Origin of the sequence: Pseudomonas sp. 3JA (assembly GCF_036961705.1) — a bacterium.
GTDB classification, from domain to species: Bacteria; Pseudomonadota; Gammaproteobacteria; order Pseudomonadales; family Pseudomonadaceae; genus Aquipseudomonas; species Aquipseudomonas fluorescens_Q.
On sequence record NZ_JBAMDJ010000008.1, the window covers coordinates 142,268 to 162,284 of the forward strand.

24 protein-coding genes are annotated in these 20,017 nt (G+C 59.8%); 16 read left to right on the forward strand and 8 right to left on the reverse strand.

The features are described 5' to 3' along the window. Positions 1-43: 43 nt before the first annotated feature. Positions 44-799, reverse strand: coding sequence for a UDP-2,3-diacylglucosamine diphosphatase (gene lpxH / locus V7773_RS08760; protein WP_336073045.1), 756 nt, complete (start codon positions 797-799; stop codon positions 44-46). Continuing rightward, positions 796-1,299 carry a peptidylprolyl isomerase gene (locus V7773_RS08765; protein ID WP_336073046.1) on the reverse strand — a complete coding sequence of 168 codons (504 nt, stop codon included), beginning with the start codon at positions 1,297-1,299 and terminating at the stop codon, positions 796-798. Before V7773_RS08765 ends, lpxH begins: the two co-directional genes overlap by 4 nt. Positions 1,300-1,548: 249 nt before the next feature. Here V7773_RS08765 and V7773_RS08770 point away from each other — a divergent pair, with 249 nt between their 5' ends. The 3 genes from V7773_RS08770 to V7773_RS08780 all read left to right on the forward strand — a co-directional run bounded on the left by V7773_RS08770 (position 1,549) and on the right by V7773_RS08780 (position 5,306). Further along, on the forward strand, positions 1,549-3,249 hold the full coding sequence (locus tag V7773_RS08770; RefSeq protein WP_336073047.1) for a glutamine--tRNA ligase/YqeY domain fusion protein: 1,701 nt from the start codon (positions 1,549-1,551) through the stop codon (positions 3,247-3,249). 20 nt (positions 3,250-3,269) lie between these two features. Further along, complete coding sequence (gene cysS, locus V7773_RS08775) at positions 3,270-4,652, forward strand: cysteine--tRNA ligase (protein ID WP_063320386.1); 1,383 nt, start codon at positions 3,270-3,272, stop codon at positions 4,650-4,652. 198 nt (positions 4,653-4,850) lie between these two features. Continuing rightward, positions 4,851-5,306 carry a DUF2214 family protein gene (locus tag V7773_RS08780; protein ID WP_336073048.1) on the forward strand — a complete coding sequence of 152 codons (456 nt, stop codon included), beginning with the start codon at positions 4,851-4,853 and terminating at the stop codon, positions 5,304-5,306. Positions 5,307-5,496: 190 nt separating this feature from the next. Here the strand turns inward: V7773_RS08780 and csrA are convergent, their stop codons facing one another. Continuing rightward, positions 5,497-5,691 (reverse strand): carbon storage regulator CsrA, encoded by a 195-nt coding sequence (gene csrA, locus V7773_RS08785; protein WP_003179932.1) that lies wholly within the window; start codon positions 5,689-5,691, stop codon positions 5,497-5,499. A 247-nt stretch (positions 5,692-5,938) separates the two neighbouring features. Here csrA and V7773_RS08790 point away from each other — a divergent pair, with 247 nt between their 5' ends. Beyond that, positions 5,939-6,304 (forward strand): penicillin-binding protein activator LpoB, encoded by a 366-nt coding sequence (locus V7773_RS08790; RefSeq protein ID WP_092348256.1) that lies wholly within the window; start codon positions 5,939-5,941, stop codon positions 6,302-6,304. 63 nt (positions 6,305-6,367) lie between these two features. Here V7773_RS08790 and V7773_RS08795 read toward each other — a convergent pair whose 3' ends face one another. Both V7773_RS08795 and V7773_RS08800 read right to left on the reverse strand, forming a co-directional pair. Further along, positions 6,368-7,057, reverse strand: a complete 690-nt coding sequence (locus tag V7773_RS08795) for an endonuclease (RefSeq protein ID WP_043042288.1) — start codon at positions 7,055-7,057, stop codon at positions 6,368-6,370. A 5-nt stretch (positions 7,058-7,062) separates the two neighbouring features. Continuing rightward, positions 7,063-7,362 (reverse strand): DUF1654 domain-containing protein, encoded by a 300-nt coding sequence (locus tag V7773_RS08800; protein WP_170862015.1) that lies wholly within the window; start codon positions 7,360-7,362, stop codon positions 7,063-7,065. Between the two features lie 197 nt (positions 7,363-7,559). On the opposite strand from V7773_RS08800, the gene V7773_RS08805 reads away from it, so the two are divergent. The 8 genes from V7773_RS08805 (at position 7,560) to V7773_RS08840 (ending at position 15,103) form a co-directional block, all read left to right on the forward strand. After that, a complete protein-coding gene (locus tag V7773_RS08805) occupies positions 7,560-8,006 on the forward strand; it encodes a hypothetical protein (RefSeq protein ID WP_336073050.1) in 447 nt (148 codons plus the stop codon). A 133-nt stretch (positions 8,007-8,139) separates the two neighbouring features. Then, positions 8,140-9,096: a sugar ABC transporter substrate-binding protein gene (locus V7773_RS08810; RefSeq protein WP_092222647.1), complete on the forward strand. Its 957-nt coding sequence runs from the start codon at positions 8,140-8,142 to the stop codon at positions 9,094-9,096. A 58-nt stretch (positions 9,097-9,154) separates the two neighbouring features. Then, positions 9,155-10,708, forward strand: coding sequence for a sugar ABC transporter ATP-binding protein (locus tag V7773_RS08815; RefSeq protein ID WP_092348262.1), 1,554 nt, complete (start codon positions 9,155-9,157; stop codon positions 10,706-10,708). Then, a complete protein-coding gene (locus V7773_RS08820) occupies positions 10,705-11,682 on the forward strand; it encodes an ABC transporter permease (protein ID WP_092144381.1) in 978 nt (325 codons plus the stop codon). The genes V7773_RS08815 and V7773_RS08820 overlap by 4 nt, the downstream gene beginning before the upstream one ends. A 3-nt stretch (positions 11,683-11,685) precedes the next feature. Continuing rightward, positions 11,686-12,705 (forward strand): LacI family DNA-binding transcriptional regulator, encoded by a 1,020-nt coding sequence (locus tag V7773_RS08825; protein WP_092144384.1) that lies wholly within the window; start codon positions 11,686-11,688, stop codon positions 12,703-12,705. Positions 12,706-12,728: 23 nt separating this feature from the next. After that, entirely contained in the window at positions 12,729-13,643 is a 915-nt protein-coding gene (gene rbsK, locus V7773_RS08830; RefSeq protein WP_336073051.1) for a ribokinase, read from the forward strand. Continuing rightward, entirely contained in the window at positions 13,640-14,044 is a 405-nt protein-coding gene (gene rbsD / locus V7773_RS08835; protein WP_092348268.1) for a D-ribose pyranase, read from the forward strand. The genes rbsK and rbsD overlap by 4 nt, the downstream gene beginning before the upstream one ends. Positions 14,045-14,074: 30 nt before the next feature. Next, complete coding sequence (locus V7773_RS08840; protein ID WP_003203636.1) at positions 14,075-15,103, forward strand: nucleoside hydrolase; 1,029 nt, start codon at positions 14,075-14,077, stop codon at positions 15,101-15,103. A 48-nt stretch (positions 15,104-15,151) separates the two neighbouring features. Here V7773_RS08840 and V7773_RS08845 read toward each other — a convergent pair whose 3' ends face one another. Continuing rightward, positions 15,152-15,349: a hypothetical protein gene (locus tag V7773_RS08845; RefSeq protein ID WP_003203634.1), complete on the reverse strand. Its 198-nt coding sequence runs from the start codon at positions 15,347-15,349 to the stop codon at positions 15,152-15,154. Positions 15,350-15,477: 128 nt separating this feature from the next. On the opposite strand from V7773_RS08845, the gene V7773_RS08850 reads away from it, so the two are divergent. Together V7773_RS08850 and V7773_RS08855 are read left to right on the forward strand one after the other, a co-directional pair. After that, a complete protein-coding gene (locus tag V7773_RS08850) occupies positions 15,478-15,783 on the forward strand; it encodes a hypothetical protein (RefSeq protein WP_003203632.1) in 306 nt (101 codons plus the stop codon). A 162-nt stretch (positions 15,784-15,945) separates the two neighbouring features. Then, a complete protein-coding gene (locus V7773_RS08855) occupies positions 15,946-16,260 on the forward strand; it encodes an I78 family peptidase inhibitor (RefSeq protein WP_014337548.1) in 315 nt (104 codons plus the stop codon). Positions 16,261-16,328: 68 nt separating this feature from the next. On the opposite strand, the gene V7773_RS08860 is transcribed toward V7773_RS08855, so the two are convergent. Together V7773_RS08860 and V7773_RS08865 are read right to left on the reverse strand one after the other, a co-directional pair. Beyond that, positions 16,329-16,541 (reverse strand): cold-shock protein, encoded by a 213-nt coding sequence (locus V7773_RS08860; RefSeq protein WP_003179963.1) that lies wholly within the window; start codon positions 16,539-16,541, stop codon positions 16,329-16,331. Between the two features lie 289 nt (positions 16,542-16,830). After that, a complete protein-coding gene (locus V7773_RS08865; protein ID WP_063320397.1) occupies positions 16,831-17,133 on the reverse strand; it encodes a hypothetical protein in 303 nt (100 codons plus the stop codon). Positions 17,134-17,504: 371 nt separating this feature from the next. Between V7773_RS08865 and thrS the strand changes: the two genes are divergently transcribed. After that, on the forward strand, positions 17,505-19,427 hold the full coding sequence (thrS, locus tag V7773_RS08870; protein ID WP_003203626.1) for a threonine--tRNA ligase: 1,923 nt from the start codon (positions 17,505-17,507) through the stop codon (positions 19,425-19,427). Continuing rightward, positions 19,427-19,978: a translation initiation factor IF-3 gene (gene infC / locus V7773_RS08875; protein WP_169432615.1), complete on the forward strand. Its 552-nt coding sequence runs from the start codon at positions 19,427-19,429 to the stop codon at positions 19,976-19,978. Before thrS ends, infC begins: the two co-directional genes overlap by 1 nt. The last annotated feature ends 39 nt before the right edge of the window (positions 19,979-20,017 follow it).

The following is a 20,017-nucleotide window of genomic DNA, read 5'->3' on the forward strand; positions in this document are numbered from 1 at the left end:
TTCGCACTCAAGCGGGAGCAAGCTCCCTCACCACAGGGGGGATTCAGGTTGGGTGAGGCGCAGGCAGCAGCGGCGGCGGGGCGAACCCAAACGGCGCCAACGCAAACCCTTGTTCATCCACCTGCAACGCCCAGCCTTGCTTGTCCCAATCCCCCAGCACGATGCGCCGGGCGGCGTGTTCGCCCAGTTGCAGCTTGTGGATGGCAGGGCGGTGGGTGTGGCCGTGGATCAAGGTCTTCACGCCGTATTGCTGCATGATCCGCGGGATTTCTTCGGGCGTGACGTCGACGATGTCATTGGCTTTCATGCGTGTCTGCGTGCGGCTTTCGCTGCGCAGTTTGCGCGCCAGTTTCTGGCGACTGCCCAGGGGCAGGTGCCGCAGGACGAACAGCGTGGCCGGGTTGCGCAGCCAGCGCCGCAGCTTCATGTAGCCTTCGTCGCGGGTGCAGAGGCTGTCGCCATGCATCAGCAGCACCGGCTCGCCATTGAACTGCACGACACTCGGGTCCTTGAGCAGGGTGCAGCCGGCCGCTTTGCAAAAGGCCTGCCCCAGCATGAAGTCGCGATTGCCGTGCATCAGGAAGATGGCCGTGCCGCTGTCGCTCAATTCGCGCAGGGCCTGGCAGATGGAACGCTGGAACGGCGTCATGGCATCGTCGCCGATCCAGGCTTCGAAAAAGTCGCCCAGGATGTACAACGCTTGCGCCGAGCGGGCGCGTGTGGCGAGTAAATCCAGAAACGCCCGGGTGATGTCCGGGCGCTCCTCTTCCAGATGCAAGTCTGAAATCAGCAATATCACTCAATTTTCTCGGCTTTCTCGATGATCACGTCTTCTGCCGGGACGTCCTGGTGGCCGGCCTTGGACGTGGTGGAAACGCCTTTGATCTTGTCGACCACGTCGGTGCCTTCGATCACTTCACCGAACACTGCATAACCCCAGCCCTGGGTGGTCTTGCTGCTGTGGTTGAGGAAGCTGTTGTCCGCCACGTTGATGAAGAACTGTGCGGAGGCCGAATGCGGGTCCATGGTACGGGCCATGGCAACGCTGTACTTTTTGTTCGGCAGGCCATTGTCGGCTTCGTTCTGGATGCTTGGGCGCTTGTCTTTCTTTTCCTTCATGCCTGGCTCGAAACCGCCGCCCTGGATCATGAAGTTGCCGATGACACGGTGGAAAACGGTGTTTTCGTAATGGCCGGCCTTGACGTACTCGATGAAGTTGGCAACGGTGATCGGTGCCTTCTCGGCGTTCAGTTCCAGGACGATGTCGCCGTGGTTGGTGGTCAGTTTGACTTTGCTCATGGTCGGTACTCTTTCAAGGAATTCGTGGGTTTCGGGGCGTCACTGCCCGCAACCGGTCTGGCTGTAATCGGCCAGGCAGGGCAGTTTAGCGTGCCGGGCACGAATTTCGAGGCTGTTTTTCATCAGGCCGTCGATTAAATTCAATCGTTTGCCGGCCTGGCCTGTCAGGTGCTTGACAGCATCGGCTATGATACGGGCTTTGATTTATCAGGCCGCACCCGGCCGCGCACTTGTCTGTTCAAGGATCCTATGAGCAAGCCCACTGTCGACCCTACCTCGAATTCCAAGACCGGCCCGGCCGTGCCGGTCAATTTCCTGCGCCCGATCATCCGGGCGGACCTGGACTCGGGTAAGCACACACAGATCGTCACTCGCTTCCCACCAGAGCCCAACGGCTACCTGCACATCGGCCATGCCAAGTCGATCTGCGTGAATTTCGGCTTGGCCCAGGAGTTCGGCGGCGTCACGCACCTGCGTTTCGACGACACCAACCCGGCCAAGGAAGATCAGGAATACATCGACGCGATCGAAAGCGACGTCAAGTGGCTGGGTTTCCAATGGTCCGGTGAGGTGCGCTACGCCTCGCAATATTTCGACCAGTTGCACGACTGGGCCGTGGAACTGATCAAGGCCGGTAACGCCTATGTGTGCGACCTGACCCCCGAGCAGGCCAAGGAATACCGTGGCAGCCTGACCGAGCCGGGCAAGAACAGCCCGTTCCGTGATCGCAGCGTGGAAGAGAACCTCGACCTGTTCGCCCGTATGCGCGCCGGTGAGTTCCCGGACGGCGCTCGGGTGCTGCGCGCCAAGATCGACATGGCTTCGCCGAACATGAACCTGCGTGACCCGATCATGTACCGCATTCGCCACGCCCATCACCACCAGACTGGCGACAAATGGTGCATCTACCCCAACTATGACTTCACCCACGGCCAGTCGGACGCCATCGAAGGCATCACTCATTCGATCTGCACCCTGGAGTTCGAAAGCCATCGTCCGTTGTACGAGTGGTTCCTCGAGCACCTGCCGGTGCCGGCCACCCCGCGCCAGTACGAATTCAGCCGCCTGAACCTGAACTACACCATCACCAGCAAGCGCAAGCTCAAGCAACTGGTGGACGAGAAGCACGTCAACGGCTGGGACGACCCGCGCATGTCGACGCTGTCGGGCTTCCGTCGTCGCGGCTACACGCCGGCGTCGATCCGCAACTTCTGCGAGATGATCGGCACCAACCGTTCCGACGGTGTGGTCGATTTCGGCATGCTCGAGTTCAGCATCCGTCAGGATCTGGATGCGAATGCCCCGCGCGCCATGTGCGTGTTGCGTCCGTTGAAGGTCGTGATCACCAACTACCCGCAAGACCAGGTCGAAAACCTCGAACTGCCGCGTCATCCGCAAAAAGAAGAACTCGGCGTGCGCAAACTGCCGTTCGCCCGTGAAATCTACATCGACCACGATGACTTCATGGAAGAGCCGCCAAAAGGCTACAAGCGCCTGGAGCCGAACGGCGAAGTGCGTCTGCGCGGCAGCTACGTGATCCGCGCCGACGAAGCGATCAAGGACGCCGACGGCAACATCGTCGAGCTGCGTTGCTCGTACGATCCCGACACCTTGGGCAAGAACCCGGAAGGTCGCAAGGTCAAGGGCGTGATCCACTGGGTGCCGGCCGCCGCCAGCGTCGAGTGCGAAGTGCGTCTGTACGATCGCCTGTTCCGCTCTCCGAACCCGGAGAAGGCCGAAGACAGCGCGAGTTTCCTGGACAACATCAACCCTGACTCACTGCAAGTGCTGACCGGTTGTCGTGCTGAACCCTCGTTGGGCAATGCACAGCCGGAAGACCGTTTCCAGTTCGAACGCGAAGGTTACTTCGTCGCGGATATCAAGGACTCGAAACCAGGTCAGCCGGTATTCAACCGTACCGTGACCCTGCGTGATTCGTGGGGCCAGTGATCAAGTCTTAAGGAAACACCGTGCTTACGATCTACAACACGCTCACCAAGAGCAAAGAAGTCTTCAAGCCGTTGGATGGCAACAAGGTCCGCATGTACGTCTGCGGCATGACCGTGTACGACTACTGCCACATTGGTCACGGTCGCAGCATGGTCGCCTTCGACCTGGTGACCCGCTGGCTGCGGTTCAGCGGTTATGACCTGACCTACGTGCGCAACATCACCGACATCGAAGACAAGATCATCAACCGTGCCCGCGAAAACGGCGAGCCTTACGATGCGCTGACCGAGCGCATGATCAAGGCCATGCACGAGGATGAGGCGCGCCTCAATATCCTCAAGCCGGACCTGGAGCCCCGTGCCACGGACCACATCCCTGGCATGTTGAGCATGATCCAGACCTTGATCGACAAGGGCTACGCCTACGCACCGGGCAATGGCGACGTGTACTACCGCGTCGCCAGGTTCATGGGCTACGGCAAGCTGTCGCGCAAGAAGATCGAAGACCTGCGCATCGGCGCGCGTATCGAAGTCGACGAGTCGAAAGAAGACCCGCTGGACTTCGTGCTGTGGAAGGGCGCCAAGCCGGGTGAGCCGAGCTGGGAGTCGCCGTGGGGCGCCGGGCGTCCGGGCTGGCACATCGAATGCTCGGTGATGTCCACCTGCTGCCTGGGCGAGACCTTCGACATTCATGGTGGCGGCAGCGACCTGGAGTTCCCGCACCACGAAAACGAAATCGCCCAGAGCGAAGCGGCCACCGGCAAGACCTACGCCAATGCGTGGATGCATTGCGGCATGATCCGGATCAACGGCGAGAAGATGTCCAAGTCCTTGAACAACTTCTTCACCATCCGCGACGTGCTCGACAAGTACCACCCGGAAGTCGTGCGTTACCTGTTGGTGTCGAGCCACTACCGCAGCGCCATCAACTACTCGGAAGACAACCTCAAGGACGCCAAGGGTGCCCTGGAGCGTTTCTATCATGCGTTGAAAGGCCTGCCGAGCGTGCCGCCGGCCGGTGGCGAAGCGTTCGTCGCACGGTTTACCGAAGTGATGAACGATGACTTCGGCACACCGGAAGCGTGCGCGGTGCTGTTCGAGATGGTGCGTGAGATCAATCGCCTGCGTGAGAGTGATCTCAATGCGGCGGCCGGTCTGGCGGCTCGCCTGAAAGAACTGGCCAGTGTGCTGGGTGTGTTGCAGCTCGAAGCCGATGACTTCCTGCAGGCCGGTGCCGAAGGCCGCGTGGACGCCGCCGAAGTCGAGACGTTGATCCAGGCGCGCCTGACTGCACGCGCCAACAAGGATTGGGCCGAATCCGACCGCATCCGCGACCAGCTCACCGCCATGGGCGTGGTGTTGGAAGACGGCAAGGGCGGGACGACCTGGCGTTTGGCGGACTAAGATATTCTAAAGCTCGCCGTACCCCTGTGGGAGCGAGCTTGCTCGCGATAGCGGAATGTCAGGCAACATTGTTGCCGACTGATACACCGCCATCGCGAGCAAGCTCGCTCCCACAATTTTTTGTGCTCAGCCTGGCAATCATTCCTTTATGAGCTAGTACTGTCAGGTCGATTCGACGTTCTCTGACAGGGCTCTTCCATGTTGGCTCATTGGTCTCTGGCGGCAATACATCTTTTGGCGTTCGCCCTCGGGTTCTGGGCGGTGCTGACGCGCGGCACGGCGCTACGACGCCTGGCGGGTGGTGTGGATGCGGTTCGAAATGTGCTGATGGCGGACAACCTGTGGGGGCTGTCGGCGCTGGTGCTGCTGGTGACTGGTGGGTTGCGAGCGTTTGGTGGGTACGAAAAAGGCACGGATTATTACCTGCACCAACCGCTGTTTCACCTGAAGATGACCTTGTTCCTGCTGATCCTGTTGCTTGAAATCGCGCCAATGATCGCCCTGATCAAATGGCGGATGGCGCTGGGCAAAGGGGCTGCGATCGATCCCTCGAAAGCCGGCCGGTTTGCACGGATCAGTCACATCGAAGCTTTGTTGCTGATCCTGATGGTGATCGCCGCCACGGGCATGGCGCGCGGCGTGAGCCTGGGTTGACCGGCCGCGAACGCCTGCTTCGTCATCATTAAAACGAAACGTCTGACAGCCATGCTAAGCGCCATGTCATTAGTATCGGTTCAACGGGCTGGACGAAAAAAGATGGGGGCAGGGTGAGGCACGGTCGACCAGAATCTTTAGCCAGCCATTGCGACGATGCAAACGGGCTGGCTACGGACTGCAGCAAGGCTCAGGGAGTTTGCGGTTTGTCAGGGGCGGTAAGGCCTGCCTGAATACGCTGATAAATCTCTTCACGATGCACCGCAACGTTTTTCGGGGCGTTGATGCCGATCCGGACTTGTTGGCCGCTAACGCCCAGAATGGTGATCGTGATGTCGTCACCAATGTTTATGCTTTCACCGACTTTGCGGGTGAGTATCAGCATGGTGTTCTCCTTGATTACTTTATAGGGCACCTGATTCAGACAGTGCAGATGTCGGTACTGCTTATAGATTAGTGCTAAGTGTCACAATGTGGGTGCCTCTTTCTGACGTGCAGACGCAGCATTAATTCCCAGGGTGCGACTATACAGAGACGCCGGGCAGGATTCTCGTGTTTTGAGCACTGTTTGCGGCGATCTTGAAGGGCACGGGTGCTAAAATCCGTGCCTCATGTCTTCCGGGGGAAACGTTGTGCGCAAATTGGCTTGGGTTATTGCGGTATTGGTGCTGGCAGGATGCGGTGAAGGGCGTGACGTCGAAGCACCGAAGCCCAAACCCGTAGCGACCTCCGCACCGGCCGCCGCTGCCGCGCCGCAGTGGGCCGTCGAGGTTCGTGGCCAGACGCCGCAGGCGGTCAGCGACCTGACCGGCTGGCTCATCGAACACAGCTTCATGTCGAACGTGGTGCGGGAGAACGGCAAGGAGCGCGTCCTGGTCGGTCCTTTCAGTTCCAAGGCTGAGGCCGAAGCCAAGCAGGAACAGGTGACGGCTGCCCTGGTCCGGGCGAAAAAACGCAACATCGAGACGTTGGTGGTGGATTACCCGACGGCCCAATAATCGGGCAACCCAAAAAAGTCAGCCAAGCCACAAAACCTGTGGGAGCTGTTCACGAGTGTGAGGTCAGCCGCAGGCCTTCATGTCCACCGGCCCCACGAACTCGTTGCCACGGCCCATGACGCACGCCACGCTCTGGTTGCGCTGACGCTCCCAGCTTTCGACCGGGTAGGTCTTGTCCCAGGCTTCATACAGGCGCCGGTCCTGTTTCGAGAGGCGCAGGCCGTATTGTTTGCTCATGTAGAAATAGGTCCGGGCGATCATGCCCCGGATAGAAGGGCGGGGCATGACCTTCTTGGCCTTGAAGTCCACTTGGGTCAGGCATGAGCCGTACTGGCCCTTCTGCACAGGCAACCAGCCGAAACTGAAATTGCTGCGATCACCATTCACTTCCCCGATGCTGGGCACCAGGTTGTGCAGGTCGGCCTCGGCCCGTTGATAGACCGGGTCATAGCGGGTGCAGTTCTTGCGACCCCCTTGTTGCCAGCATTGACGCTGATGGCCGATCTGCCAGGCCGGGACAATATGCTCCCACTCGATGCGAGCGGCGCGGCTGGCATTCTTGCGCGGTACATAACCGCAGGCGGCCAGGTTCACGCGATTGCCAGTGTATTTACAGCCACAGTAAAACTCGGTGGATTGTGGTGCGTAGAGTTTCCAGGCGACTTTCTTGGCTTCGTTGAAGGTGCGCGGCGCACCGGCTTGTGCGCCCATCGCGATAAACACAAGCAAAAAAGCTAAACAGCGAACACTCATCAGGCTCAATCTTCCTTCGGCACGACCCAGAAAACCTGCACACCGCCATCATCGCGATAGGCGAGGGTCACGTTGTCGTTCTCGTCGATTTCTTCCAACAGGCGCTCCCACTCATCCACCGGCTCGTCAGGCAGACGGAAGATCAGGGCGGCCTTGGCTTTTTGCGCGGTGGGGGCGTTGATGATTTTCGAGACCCGAAGGCCGAGTCGTGTATAGGAATCTAAGGGGGTAGTTGCAGCGGAGGGCGTGGCCACAGAATTATCCTTATTAAGCTGTACGTGCATACAGTATTTGACCGTAGGCAATTACGCAACTGCTTAAAATCCAAGAAAATCGTCTGACAGCACTTTTTTCGTTTTGGTGTAGGAGAAGGGAGTTTTTTATTGGCTGGCATAAACAGGTGGATCAACCGCTCTGGCCTGTGACGGTTTTGCGCGAGCGCTAAAGAAATGGCTTCGGCGGGCGATGTCCTGCGTAGGAATCCCATCCATGGAGTTTTGTCATGTCATTTTCAGTCGGCTTTCCCAATGCGGCGGCCGTGACCATCGGCGGTCAATCCACCGCTACCCTGAAGGCCTTGAACGAGGCGAGTGCCGAGGCCGTCGATGAGGCCTTTGGCGAGACGCAAACGCCCGGCAAAGTCCGTACGGGTACGGGCGCGGAAGCAACCGACCAGGCGCAGGAGGGCGGCAGCACCCAGAGCGTGGCGGTGCAGGTGCTGCTCAAGCGGATGCAAGAGCTTCAGCAGCAGCTCAGGGAGCAGCAACAGCAACTGGCCGCCGCAGAGGCACGAGACTATGCAACGGAGGAAGCCAAGACTTCGGCGGTCATGGCCGTCCAGGGACAGATCGCCGACACCAGTGGCGCTTTGCTGGAAGTCACTGGTCATCTGGTCACGGAGCTGGCCAAGGGTAGCGGTTCGGGTTCGGTGGTCAATACAACGGCCTGAGCCTCGACGTTGCGGATCAAACCGCAACGTTGACAAATCTGCGAAGCCTTACCATAGTTCACTTCACGCAAACGTTTGCGCGGCGTTCCGTGCATTGATTTGCTCACAATAATCATAAGATCGGAGTGAACCCATGAAGTTGCCATTCGCTGGACGCCTTCTCGCTGTTGCCATGCTCGCGGCCGCATCCGCTGCGCTGCCTATCTCCTCGGCATTCGCCCAGACCGCAGAAAAGCCCAAGGTCGCCCTGGTCATGAAATCCCTGGCCAACGAATTCTTCCTGACCATGGAAGACGGCGCCAAGGCTTATCAGAAGGAACACTCCGCCGATTTCGACCTGATCTCCAACGGGATCAAGGATGAAACCGACACCGCCAACCAGATCCGCATCGTCGAGCAGATGATCGTGTCCAAGGTCGATGCCCTGATTATCGCGCCAGCGGATTCCAAGGCCATGGTGCCGGTGATCAAGAAAGCCGTGGACGCTGGCATCACGGTGATCAACATCGATAACCAGCTCGATCCGGCCGTGGTCAAAAGCAAGAACATCAACGTGCCGTTCGTAGGCCCGGACAACCGCAAAGGCGCGCGCCTGGTGGGCGAGTACCTGGCCAAGCAGCTCAAGGCCGGTGACGAAGTCGGCATCATCGAAGGCGTGTCCACAACGACCAATGCCCAGGCACGCACCGCAGGCTTCAAGGATGCAATGGAAGCGGCGCAGGTCAAGGTCGTTTCCCTGCAATCGGGTGACTGGGAAATCAACAAGGGCAACCAGGTTGCCGCGTCGATGCTCAGCGAATACCCGAACATCAAGGCACTGCTGGCCGGTAACGACAGCATGGCGGTCGGTGCCGTATCGGCCGTGCGCGCGGCGGGCAAGGCGGGCAAGGTGCAGGTGGTCGGCTACGACAACATCAACGCCATCAAGCCAATGCTCAAAGACGGTCGTGTCCTGGCGACGGCCGACCAGTTCGCCGCCAAGCAGGCCGTGTTCGGCATCGAGACGGCGCTGAAGATCCTCAAGGGCGAAAAAGTCGACAGCGGTACCAACGGCGTTATCGAAACTCCGGTCGAGCTGGTGACCAAGTAGTTATCCTGGCGACACAACGGTGCTCGCCCATTCGGGCGAGTGCATTGGAGAGTTTGTTATGTCCGTTCGCGACCCGAACGCTGTCCTGTGCGTCAGCGGTATCGGCAAGACCTATGCCCAGCCGGTACTGACCGATATCAACCTGACGTTGATGCGCGGTGAAGTGCTGGCGCTGACCGGCGAAAATGGCGCCGGCAAAAGCACCTTGTCCAAGATCATCGGCGGGTTGGTGACGCCGACGACCGGGCAGATGCAATTTCAGGGGCAGGATTACCGTCCTGGCAGCCGGACCCAGGCTGAAGAGCTGGGCGTGCGCATGGTGATGCAGGAACTCAACCTGCTGCCGACCCTGTCCGTGGCCGAGAACCTGTTCCTCGACAACCTGCCCAGTCACGGCGGCTGGATCAGCCGCAAGCAATTGCGCAAGGCGGCCATCGAGGCCATGGCCCAGGTGGGGCTCGATGCAATCGATCCTGACACGTTGGTCGGCGAACTGGGGATCGGTCACCAGCAAATGGTCGAGATCGCCCGCAACCTGATTGGCGATTGCCATGTGCTGATTCTCGATGAGCCGACCGCCATGCTGACGGCCCGCGAAGTCGAGATGCTCTTTGAACAGATCACGCGTCTGCAGGCTCGCGGCGTATCGATCATCTACATTTCCCATCGCCTCGAAGAACTGGCGCGGGTCGCCCAGCGCATTGCCGTGCTGCGTGACGGCAACCTGGTCTGCGTCGAGCCGATGGCCAACTACAACAGCGAGCAACTGGTGACCCTGATGGTCGGCCGGGAGCTGGGTGAGCATATCGACCTGGGTCCACGCCAGATCGGCGCGCCGGCGCTGACGGTTAAAGGCCTGACACGCTCCGACAAGGTCCGCGACGTGTCCTTCGAAGTGCGCAGTGGCGAGATCTTCGGTATCTCCGGCCTGATCGGGGCAGGGCGCACCGAACTGTTGCGGCTGATCTTCGGTGCCGATACCGCTGACAGTGGCACGGTAGCGCTGGGTTCGCCGGCCCAGGTCGTGAGCATTCGCTCCCCGGCCGATGCGGTGGCCCATGGCATTGCGTTGATCACCGAAGACCGCAAGGGTGAAGGCCTGCTGTTGACCCAATCCATCGCCGCCAACATTGCCTTGGGCAACATGCCGGAGATTTCCAGCGCCGGCCTGGTCAATGGCGATGCCGAACTGGCCTTGGCACAGCGGCAGGTCGATGCCATGCGCATCCGCAGTTCCAGCCCGACACAGTTGGTGTCCGAGCTGTCGGGCGGCAACCAGCAGAAAGTGGTCATCGGGCGTTGGCTCGAACGCGATTGCGCGGTCATGTTGTTCGATGAGCCGACCCGTGGTATCGACGTCGGCGCCAAATTCGACATTTATGCGCTGCTCGGCGAGCTGACTCGCCAGGGCAAGGCGCTGGTCGTGGTGTCCAGCGACCTGCGGGAGCTGATGTTGATCTGCGACCGGATCGGCGTGCTGTCCGCCGGGCGCCTGATCGACACCTTCGAGCGCGACAGTTGGACCCAGGATGACTTGCTTGCCGCCGCATTCGCCGGCTACCAGAAACGTGATGCGTTGCTCAACGAAGCAGCGCCTAGGGATCTTTCATGAAAACCGCACCTGCCGTCGGCAAATCGAGTGGCAACTTCTATGGCCTCGGGACCTACCTGGGCCTGGCTGGCGCGCTGCTGGCCATGATCGCGCTGTTCTCGGCGCTGAGCAGCCATTTCCTGTCCTATGACACCTTCAGCACCTTGGCCAACCAGATTCCCGACCTGATGGTGCTGGCGGTCGGCATGACGTTCATCCTGATCATCGGTGGCATCGACCTGTCGGTGGGCTCGGTGCTGGCGCTGGCGGCATCGACGGTCAGCGTGGCCGTGCTCGGTTGGGGCTGGAGCGTCTGGCCATCGGCCTTGCTCGGCATGGCCGTGGCGGCGCTGGCGGGTACGGTCACCGGTTCGATTACCGTGGCGTGGCGGATCCCATCGTTCATCGTCTCCCTCGGTGTGCTGGAAATGGCCCGGGGCCTGGCGTACCAGATGACCGGCTCCCGGACTGCCTACATCGGCGACTCGTTCGCCTGGCTGTCCAATCCCATCGCCTTTGGTATCTCACCTTCATTCATCATCGCCTTGCTGGTGATCTTCATTGCCCAGGCCGTGCTGACCCGAACCGTGTTCGGTCGCTACCTGATCGGCATCGGCACCAATGAAGAAGCCGTGCGCCTGGCCGGTATCAATCCAAAGCCCTACAAGATCCTGGTATTCAGCCTGATGGGCTTGCTGGCCGGTGTGGCCGCGCTGTTCCAGATTTCGCGCCTGGAAGCGGCGGATCCGAACGCCGGTTCAGGGCTTGAGCTGCAAGTCATCGCTGCCGTGGTCATCGGTGGTACCAGCCTGATGGGTGGCCGCGGTTCGGTCATCAGCACCTTTTTTGGCGTGCTGATCATCTCCGTGCTGGCGGCGGGCCTGGCGCAGATCGGCGCCACTGAGCCAACCAAGCGCATCATTACCGGTGCGGTGATCGTGGTGGCGGTCGTGCTCGATACCTATCGCAGCCAGCGCGCCAGTCGGCGGGGCTGAACCATGGCGACGATCAAGGATGTAGCAGCGCTCGCCGGGATTTCCTACACCACCGTGTCCCACGTGGTGAACAAGACGCGGCCGGTCAGCGAGGAAGTGCGGCTCAAGGTCGAGGCGGCCATCGAGCGCCTGGACTACGTGCCAAGCGCCGTGGCCCGGTCGCTCAAGGCCAAGACCACGGCGACCATCGGCCTGTTGGTGCCCAACAGCCTCAATCCTTACTTTGCCGAGTTGGCCCGGGGTATCGAGGACTACTGTGAGCGCAACGGCTATTGCGTGATTCTGTGCAACTCCGACGACAACCCGGACAAGCAACGCAGCTACCTGCGGGTGCTGCTGGAAAAACGCATCGACGGCCTGATTTTCGCGTCCGCCGGCGGTGATGTCGGCCTGGCCGAGGGGCTGTCCAACGTGCGCACCCCCATGGTGATCGTCGACCGTGGGCTCGAGGGTGTCGACGCAGACCTGGTGCGCATCGATCATGAATGCGGTGCGTACCTGGCGACCCGGCACCTGCTTGAGCTGGGTCACCGCGATATCGCCTTCATCGGTGGCCCGGCCAATACCAGCGTGGCGCAAATGCGCTTGGCCGGTTACTGCCGTGCGCTGAAAGAGGCCGGGATCGAGCTGCCTGTCGAACGCATGCTCGAGAGCGATTTCACCAGTACCGGCGGCTACCGCGCCGCTGCGCAGTTGCTTGAACAGCAGCCGCCGAGCGCGATTTTTGCGGCCAACGACATGATCGGTATCGGTGTGCTGCGCGCCGCGGCTGAACGCAATGTGCGCGTGCCCAGCGAACTGTCGGTCATCGGTTTCGATGACATCCAGATGAGCCGTTATGTCTACCCGGCATTGACCACGGTAGGGCAGTCGATCCTGCAGCTCGGCGAGATGGCGGCCGAAGTGCTGCTGCGGCGAATTGCGACACCGGGCCTTGCCACCGAGCAGCGGATCGTGACGCCAAGTATTGTCCTGCGAGAGTCGACTGCGCCGCTGTCCGGCACATTCGCCCAATACCGCTGAACCGAATTGATGAGTAGTGATGTATGCCAGCAAAAGTAGTGGTAATAGGCAGCCTGAACATGGACCTGGTGACCCGGGCGCCGCGTCTGCCGCGTGGTGGTGAAACACTGATCGGCGAGTCCTTCTCCACCATCCCGGGCGGCAAGGGTGCCAACCAGGCGGTGGCCGCCGCGCGCCTGGGCGCCGAGGTATCGATGGTCGGTTGCGTGGGCAATGATGCCTACGGCGAACAATTGCGTGGCGGGCTGTTGGCCGAGGGCATCGACTGCCAAGCGGTCAGCGTGGTGGAGGGGGCCAGCGGCGTGGCGCTGATCGTCGTCGACGACAATAGCCAGAATGCGATCGTTATCGTTGCCGGTGCCAACGGTGCGCTCACCGCCGAGGTCCTGGACAGTGTCGATGAAGTGCTGCAAAGCGCCGATGTCATCATCTGCCAGCTCGAAGTGCCGGATGCCACCGTCGGTCATGCCCTCAAGCGCGCTCGTGAGCTGGGCAAAATCGTCATCCTCAACCCGGCGCCGGCTTCCCATACGTTGCCCGCCGACTGGTACGCCTGCATCGACTACCTGATTCCCAATGAAAGCGAAGCCGCGGTGCTGAGCGGGCTGGCGGTGGATTCCCTGGAAACCGCCGAAGCCGCCGCCGCGCATTTGATCGCCGCCGGTGCCGGCAAGGTGATCGTCACCTTGGGAGCCCAGGGGCTGATGTTCGCCAACGGCGCCAGCTTCGAACACTTCCCGGCCCCGCGGGTCAAGGCAGTGGACACCACGGCGGCCGGAGACACCTTTGTCGGCGGCTTCGCGGCAGCCCTGGCGAGTGGCAAAAGCGAGGTCGACGCGATTCGTTTCGGCCAGGCCGCCGCCGCGCTGTCGGTCACCCGCGCGGGCGCGCAGCCTTCAATCCCCACGTTGTTGGAAGTACAGGCTTTCAAATCATGAAAAAGACGCCGTTGTTGAATGTGGCACTGTCACGACTGATCGCTTCCCTGGGCCATGGCGACAAGGTGGTCATCGGTGATGCCGGCCTGCCTGTGCCGCCTCAGGTCGAATTGATCGACCTGGCCCTGACCCATGGCATTCCTGACTTTGTCAGTACCTTGAAGGTGGTGCTCAGCGAAATGCAGGTGGAAAGCCATGTCCTGGCCGAGGAGATCCTCGACAAACAACCGTCGGCGCTGACGACCCTGGAAGCACTGCATGCCGAGGGTGCGTTGGGCGAGCGAGAGCTGGTCAGCCATGAACAATTCAAGATCATCAGCCGGCAGGCGCGGGCGATCATTCGCACAGGCGAGTGCTCTCCGTACTGCAATATCGTGCTGGTCGCTGGAGTGACGTTCTAACCCTGTTCAACCCTGCACAAGGAGTGCGCCATGCACCGCTATGCTCAGAAAATGCATCAACTGATCCGGAGTCTGCTGCTTTTGTCATTGATCACCGCTACGAGCGCCCAGGCGGCGGAAAAAATCGACCTGATCATCGACACCGATCCAGGGGCCGATGACGTGGTGGCGCTGTTGTTCGCCCTGGCGTCGCCCGAGGAGTTGCATATTCGTGCGCTGACCACCGTCGCCGGCAATGTGCGCCTGGACAAGACCTCTCGCAACGCTCGCCTGGCCCGGGAATGGGCGGGGCGCGAAGACGTGCCCGTGTATGCCGGTGCACCGAAACCGTTGATGCGCACGCCGATCTACGCGGAAAACATCCATGGCAAGGAAGGCCTGTCGGGTGTCACCGTGCACGAGCCGAAGAAGGGGTTGGCTGAAGGCAATGCCGTCAACTACCTGATCGACACCCTCAAGGCGGCCAAGCCCCACAGCATCACCATTGCCATGCTTGGCCCGCAGACCAATCTGGCCCTGGCGCTGGTGCAGGAGCCCGATATCGTCCAGGGCATCAAGGAAGTGGTGATCATGGGCGGTGCGCACTTCAACGGCGGCAATATCACGCCGGTGGCCGAGTTCAATCTGTTCGCCGATCCGCAGGCGGCCGAGGTGGTGGCCAAGAGCGGTGTGAAACTGACCTACCTGCCGTTGGACGTGACCCACAAGATCCTCACCAGCGAGGCGCGCCTGAAGCAGATCGCGGCGCTGAACAACAATGCCAGCAAGCTGGTGGGCGATATCCTCAACGAATACGTCAAGGGCGACATGGAGCACTACGGCATGACGGGCGGGCCGGTGCATGACGCGACGGTGATCGCCTATCTGCTCAAGCCACAGTTGTTCACTGGTCGTTCGGTCAATGTCGTCGTGGACAGTCGCGAGGGCCCGACGTTCGGGCAGACCATCGTCGACTGGTACGATGGCCTGAAAGCGCCGAAGAACGCGTTCTGGGTGGAAAACGGTGATGCCCAGGGCTTCTTCGACCTGCTGACCGAGCGCCTGGCGCGCCTCAAGTAACCTGCCTGGCTATATGCGCCCGCAGGTGGGCCTGCGGGTGCGTGAGCATCAGTCCACGGCGTCGACAACGCTCGGATAGCGTTCGAATGCCTGCTGGATGAAGTTGCGGGCGACCTCCGTCCCCAGTTCCCTCACCAGCAATTCTATGCCGATGATTGCCAACTCCTCGGGACTGCTCGGGCTATAGGAGCTATGGCCCTCCGACCATTTGGCATTGATGGTGGCTTCGATGCTGACGGTGCTCATGGTAGGGCTCGCGAGTTGGAGGGCTGTAAGTGGAGTTAAGCATTTTTGCCCCCGGTTTGGCACTGCGACTTAGGCATTGGAGGAGGGCTGTGCGACACTCTTTTTTTTGTTTTTAAAGGAGCCCCGCCGTGCAGATCGATTTGAACGCTCCGGATGGCCTGACCCTTGAGGCGGTTCGTCAATTGCTGGCCTCGGCCAGTGATGACGAGCATACCCAGCTGCGCGTGACCAAGGGCGGTATCGCCTATTTGTCCTCGGGTGTGGTCGGTGGCGCTGACATCGATGGTTTGCTGTTTCGGCTCGAAACCTGGGCGAAGGGCTCGGGGTACGTCGGACGGGTTGCGGCCAGCGACGAGGTCTGGGTCATGCAGATCTACAATGCGCTGAAGGATAACTGGCCCAATCCTCCGTTCGATTACATCGACGTTTATTGAGCGGTGTTCATATCCAGTCACGATTCATGTCTGAACAGCCGTGGCGGCTCAGGCAAACTGCCGGTTTTCCGGATGAGCCAGGCCGACGGCTGTGGTGTTGAAACCAAGCGCCGTTTGGGTTGTCGCACGCTCTCTGTTTATCTATCGAAAAAAGGAGGCTTCATGCCTTGGAAGCTCGCGTCATTGAGTACTCTGTTGGCCGCCGTGGTCTTGAGCGGTTGCAGCAGCACCTCGGAATCGACTCCCGAACCCGTGGCGACCGAGACCGGTCACGGCCGTTGCGAAGCGAAGGGCGCCGAGTTCGCCATTGGCAAGCAGGCCTCGCCACAATTGCTGGAGCAGGCTCGTACCCGTGCCGGCGCGCAGATTGCCCGAATCCTCAAGCCCAACGACATGGTGACGCTTGAGTACCGCTCCGATCGCCTGAATCTCAATACCGATGCCAACCTGGTGGTCAACCGGGTGAACTGCGGCTGACCGGCGGTTTTCAATCGCCCATAAAAAACCCCGTCACATGGACGGGGTTTTTTTAGTGCGCCGAGAAATTACTCTGGGCGAACCTGTGCAGCTTGCATACCCTTTTGGCCTTTCTCAGCCACGAAGGAAACGGTCTGGCCTTCTTTCAGGCTTTTGAAACCGTCGCTTTCGATAGCTTTGAAGTGTACGAACAGGTCGTCACCGCCACCTTGAGGAGTGATGAAGCCGAAGCCTTTTTCATCGTTGAACCATTTAACGGTGCCGGTTTGGCGATTAGACATGGTGTATCTCCAAGAAACATATATTTTCAGTGTACTGTGCTGCTCAGGCCAACTGGGCACACCCGGGTATCATAGTCGAAATGTTCGATTTGGGACCCCCCCAGACGCGCTGTTTGCCAATCAGTCGTGTTTACTTTACCGCCTTTACCCGCTGAAAGGCCCGGTTTTAAAGGCTTTCAGCCGAAAGTAAAGACGATAAAAAAAGCTGTAAAACCTGAATAAATCGTTCAAAAAAGCCTGAAATCAGTGTTTTTCAACCCTGTCGGGCTCGTTCAGGAAGCCTGCTTTCTCACTTTTTCGCCTTGTTGTCAGCCTTGCATTTTGCGATCTGGCCCAGTGCCTTTTGCTGCAGATCCGGGGTGGCCTTGTTGTCCATCAAGGCCTGGATGTCCGAGGCTGGATAGGACTTGATCGCATCGGCGCCACAGGCGCAATGAGCCTTGGCAGCGGCCGGGCCGATCTGGGGTGCTGCCGCCTCCGTGCATTGGGCCATGTATTTTTCGCGCTCGCCTTTGGGCCAGTCGGCATGGGCGGTCAGTGGAAGCAGCAGGGCGAGTGGGGCGACTACTGCAAACAATGTATTGAGACGCATGCGAAGATGCTCCTTTCGGGTCGATGTCTTGATATCTGAGGCGTTGCGCTCGGTTCAGTTCAGCACTCTGGCATAAAAACCGTGGATTTACGCCTGCTTCAATTCGAGCGCGGCGATGACCGTTCATCTGTGCTAGCATGCCGGGCTCGGGTATTTCCAGGCTGCGGATGACAACTCGTCCCTGCGGCAAATGTTCGAAATAACCCTGATTTGAATCCCAGTCACTCTGGTTCGGTTTTCCCGGTTGGCCGCAAGGCTCCTGCCGCTGTAAGGCAGGCGTTCGTCATTGAATGGCCTGGACTGGATCTTGTACTGGCTCATCCCAACCCACGTGACCTTTGGTAGGGGTCACCACTAGGAGAGGAGGCGCCATGCCAACTATTACTCTTCCCGACGGCAGTCAACGTTCATTCGATCACCCGGTTTCCGTAGCCGAGGTCGCCGCATCCATCGGCGCGGGCCTGGCCAAGGCCACCCTGGCCGGCAAGGTCAACGGCAAACTGGTCGACGCCAGTGACGTCATCGACAGCGACGCCACGCTGCAAATCATCACGCCAAAGGATGAAGAGGGGCTGGAGATCATTCGCCACTCTTGCGCGCACCTGGTCGGCCACGCGGTCAAGCAGCTGTACCCGAGCGCGAAGATGGTCATCGGGCCGGTCATCGACGAAGGCTTCTATTACGACATCGCCTTCGAGCGTCCTTTCACGCCGGAAGACATGGCGGCCATCGAACAGCGCATGCAGCAGCTGATCGAGAAGGATTACGACGTCATCAAGAAAGTCACCCCGCGCGCCGAAGTCATCGAAGTCTTCAAGGCCCGTGGCGAGGACTACAAGTTGCGTCTGGTGGAGGACATGCCGGACGAGCAGGCCATGGGCCTGTACTACCACGAAGAATACGTCGACATGTGCCGTGGCCCGCACGTGCCGAACACGCGCTTCCTCAAATCCTTCAAGCTGACCAAGCTGTCCGGCGCCTACTGGCGTGGCGATGCGAAGAACGAGCAGTTGCAGCGCGTCTATGGCACTGCCTGGGCCGACAAGAAGCAACTGGCGGCCTACATCCAGCGTATCGAAGAAGCCGAGAAGCGCGATCACCGCAAGATCGGCAAGCGCCTGGGCCTGTTCCACACCCAGGAAGAATCCCCGGGCATGGTGTTCTGGCACCCGAACGGCTGGACCCTGTACCAGGTGCTCGAGCAGTACATGCGCCAGGTCCAGCGTGAAAACGGCTACCTCGAGATCAAGACGCCGCAAGTGGTGGACCGCAGCCTGTGGGAGAAATCCGGGCACTGGGCCAACTACGCCGACAACATGTTCACCACCCAGTCGGAAAACCGCGACTACGCCATCAAGCCGATGAACTGCCCTTGCCACGTGCAGGTGTTCAACCAGGGCCTGAAAAGCTACCGCGAGTTGCCGATGCGCCTGGCCGAGTTCGGTGCCTGCCACCGTAATGAGCCTTCGGGTGCGCTGCACGGCATCATGCGCGTGCGTGCGTTCACCCAGGACGATGCGCACATTTTCTGTACCGAAGAGCAGATGCAGGCCGAATCCGCCGCCTTCATCAAGCTGACCATGGACGTCTACCGCGACTTCGGCTTCACCGAAGTCGAAATGAAACTGTCCACTCGTCCGGAAAAGCGCGTTGGCTCCGACGAACTGTGGGATCGCGCCGAAGCGGCCCTGGCGGCCGCCCTCGATAGCGCGGGCCTGGCGTACGACCTGCAGCCGGGTGAGGGGGCCTTCTACGGTCCGAAAATCGAATTCTCGCTGAAAGATTGCCTCGGTCGTGTGTGGCAGTGTGGTACCTTGCAGCTCGATTTCAACCTGCCGATCCGTCTGGGCGCCGAATATGTGTCCGAAGACAACAGCCGCAAGCACCCGGTCATGCTTCACCGCGCGATCCTCGGTTCCTTCGAGCGTTTCGTCGGGATCCTGATCGAGCACTACGAGGGTGCGTTCCCCGCGTGGCTGGCGCCGACCCAGGCAGTGATCATGAATATCACTGATAAACAGGCAGATTTTGCCGCCGAAGTCGAAAAAACTCTCAACCAAAGCGGATTTCGTGCCAAGTCCGACTTGAGAAATGAAAAGATCGGCTTTAAAATCCGCGAGCATACTTTGCTCAAGGTTCCCTTTCTCTTGGTTATTGGAGATCGGGAGGTCGAGATGCAGACTGTCGCTGTGCGTACTCGTGAAGGTGCTGACCTGGGCTCGATGCCCGTCGCCGAATTCGCTGAGTTCCTCGCGCAAGCGGTTTCCCGGCGTGGTCGCCCAGATTTGGAGTAATTATTATTAAGCGTGAAATGAGACAAGATAAACGAGCTGCACCGAAAGCCCCGATCAACGAGAATATCTCGGCACGCGAGGTTCGGTTAATTGGCGCTGACGGCGAGCAGATTGGCATCGTCTCGATTGATGAAGCGCTTCGTATTGCTGAAGAAGCCAAGCTTGATCTGGTAGAAATTTCCGCAGACGCAGTCCCACCGGTTTGCCGGGTGATGGACTACGGCAAGTCGATCTTCGAAAAGAAGAAGCAGATTGCCGCGGCGAAGAAAAACCAGAAGCAGATTCAGGTAAAAGAAATCAAGTTTCGTCCAGGGACGGAGGAAGGGGATTACCAGGTAAAACTGCGCAACCTGGTACGTTTCCTGAGTGACGGGGACAGGGCCAAGGTATCCTTGCGATTCCGCGGCCGTGAGATGGCCCACCAGGAGCTGGGGATGGAACTCCTCAAGCGGGTTGAACAAGACCTGCTCGAGTACGGTTCGGTCGAACAGCATCCTAAGATGGAAGGACGCCAGCTGATCATGGTCATCGCCCCGAAAAAGAAGAAGTAATCACCAGGGCACGGCAGGCCTTGCGATTATGTTTATCAA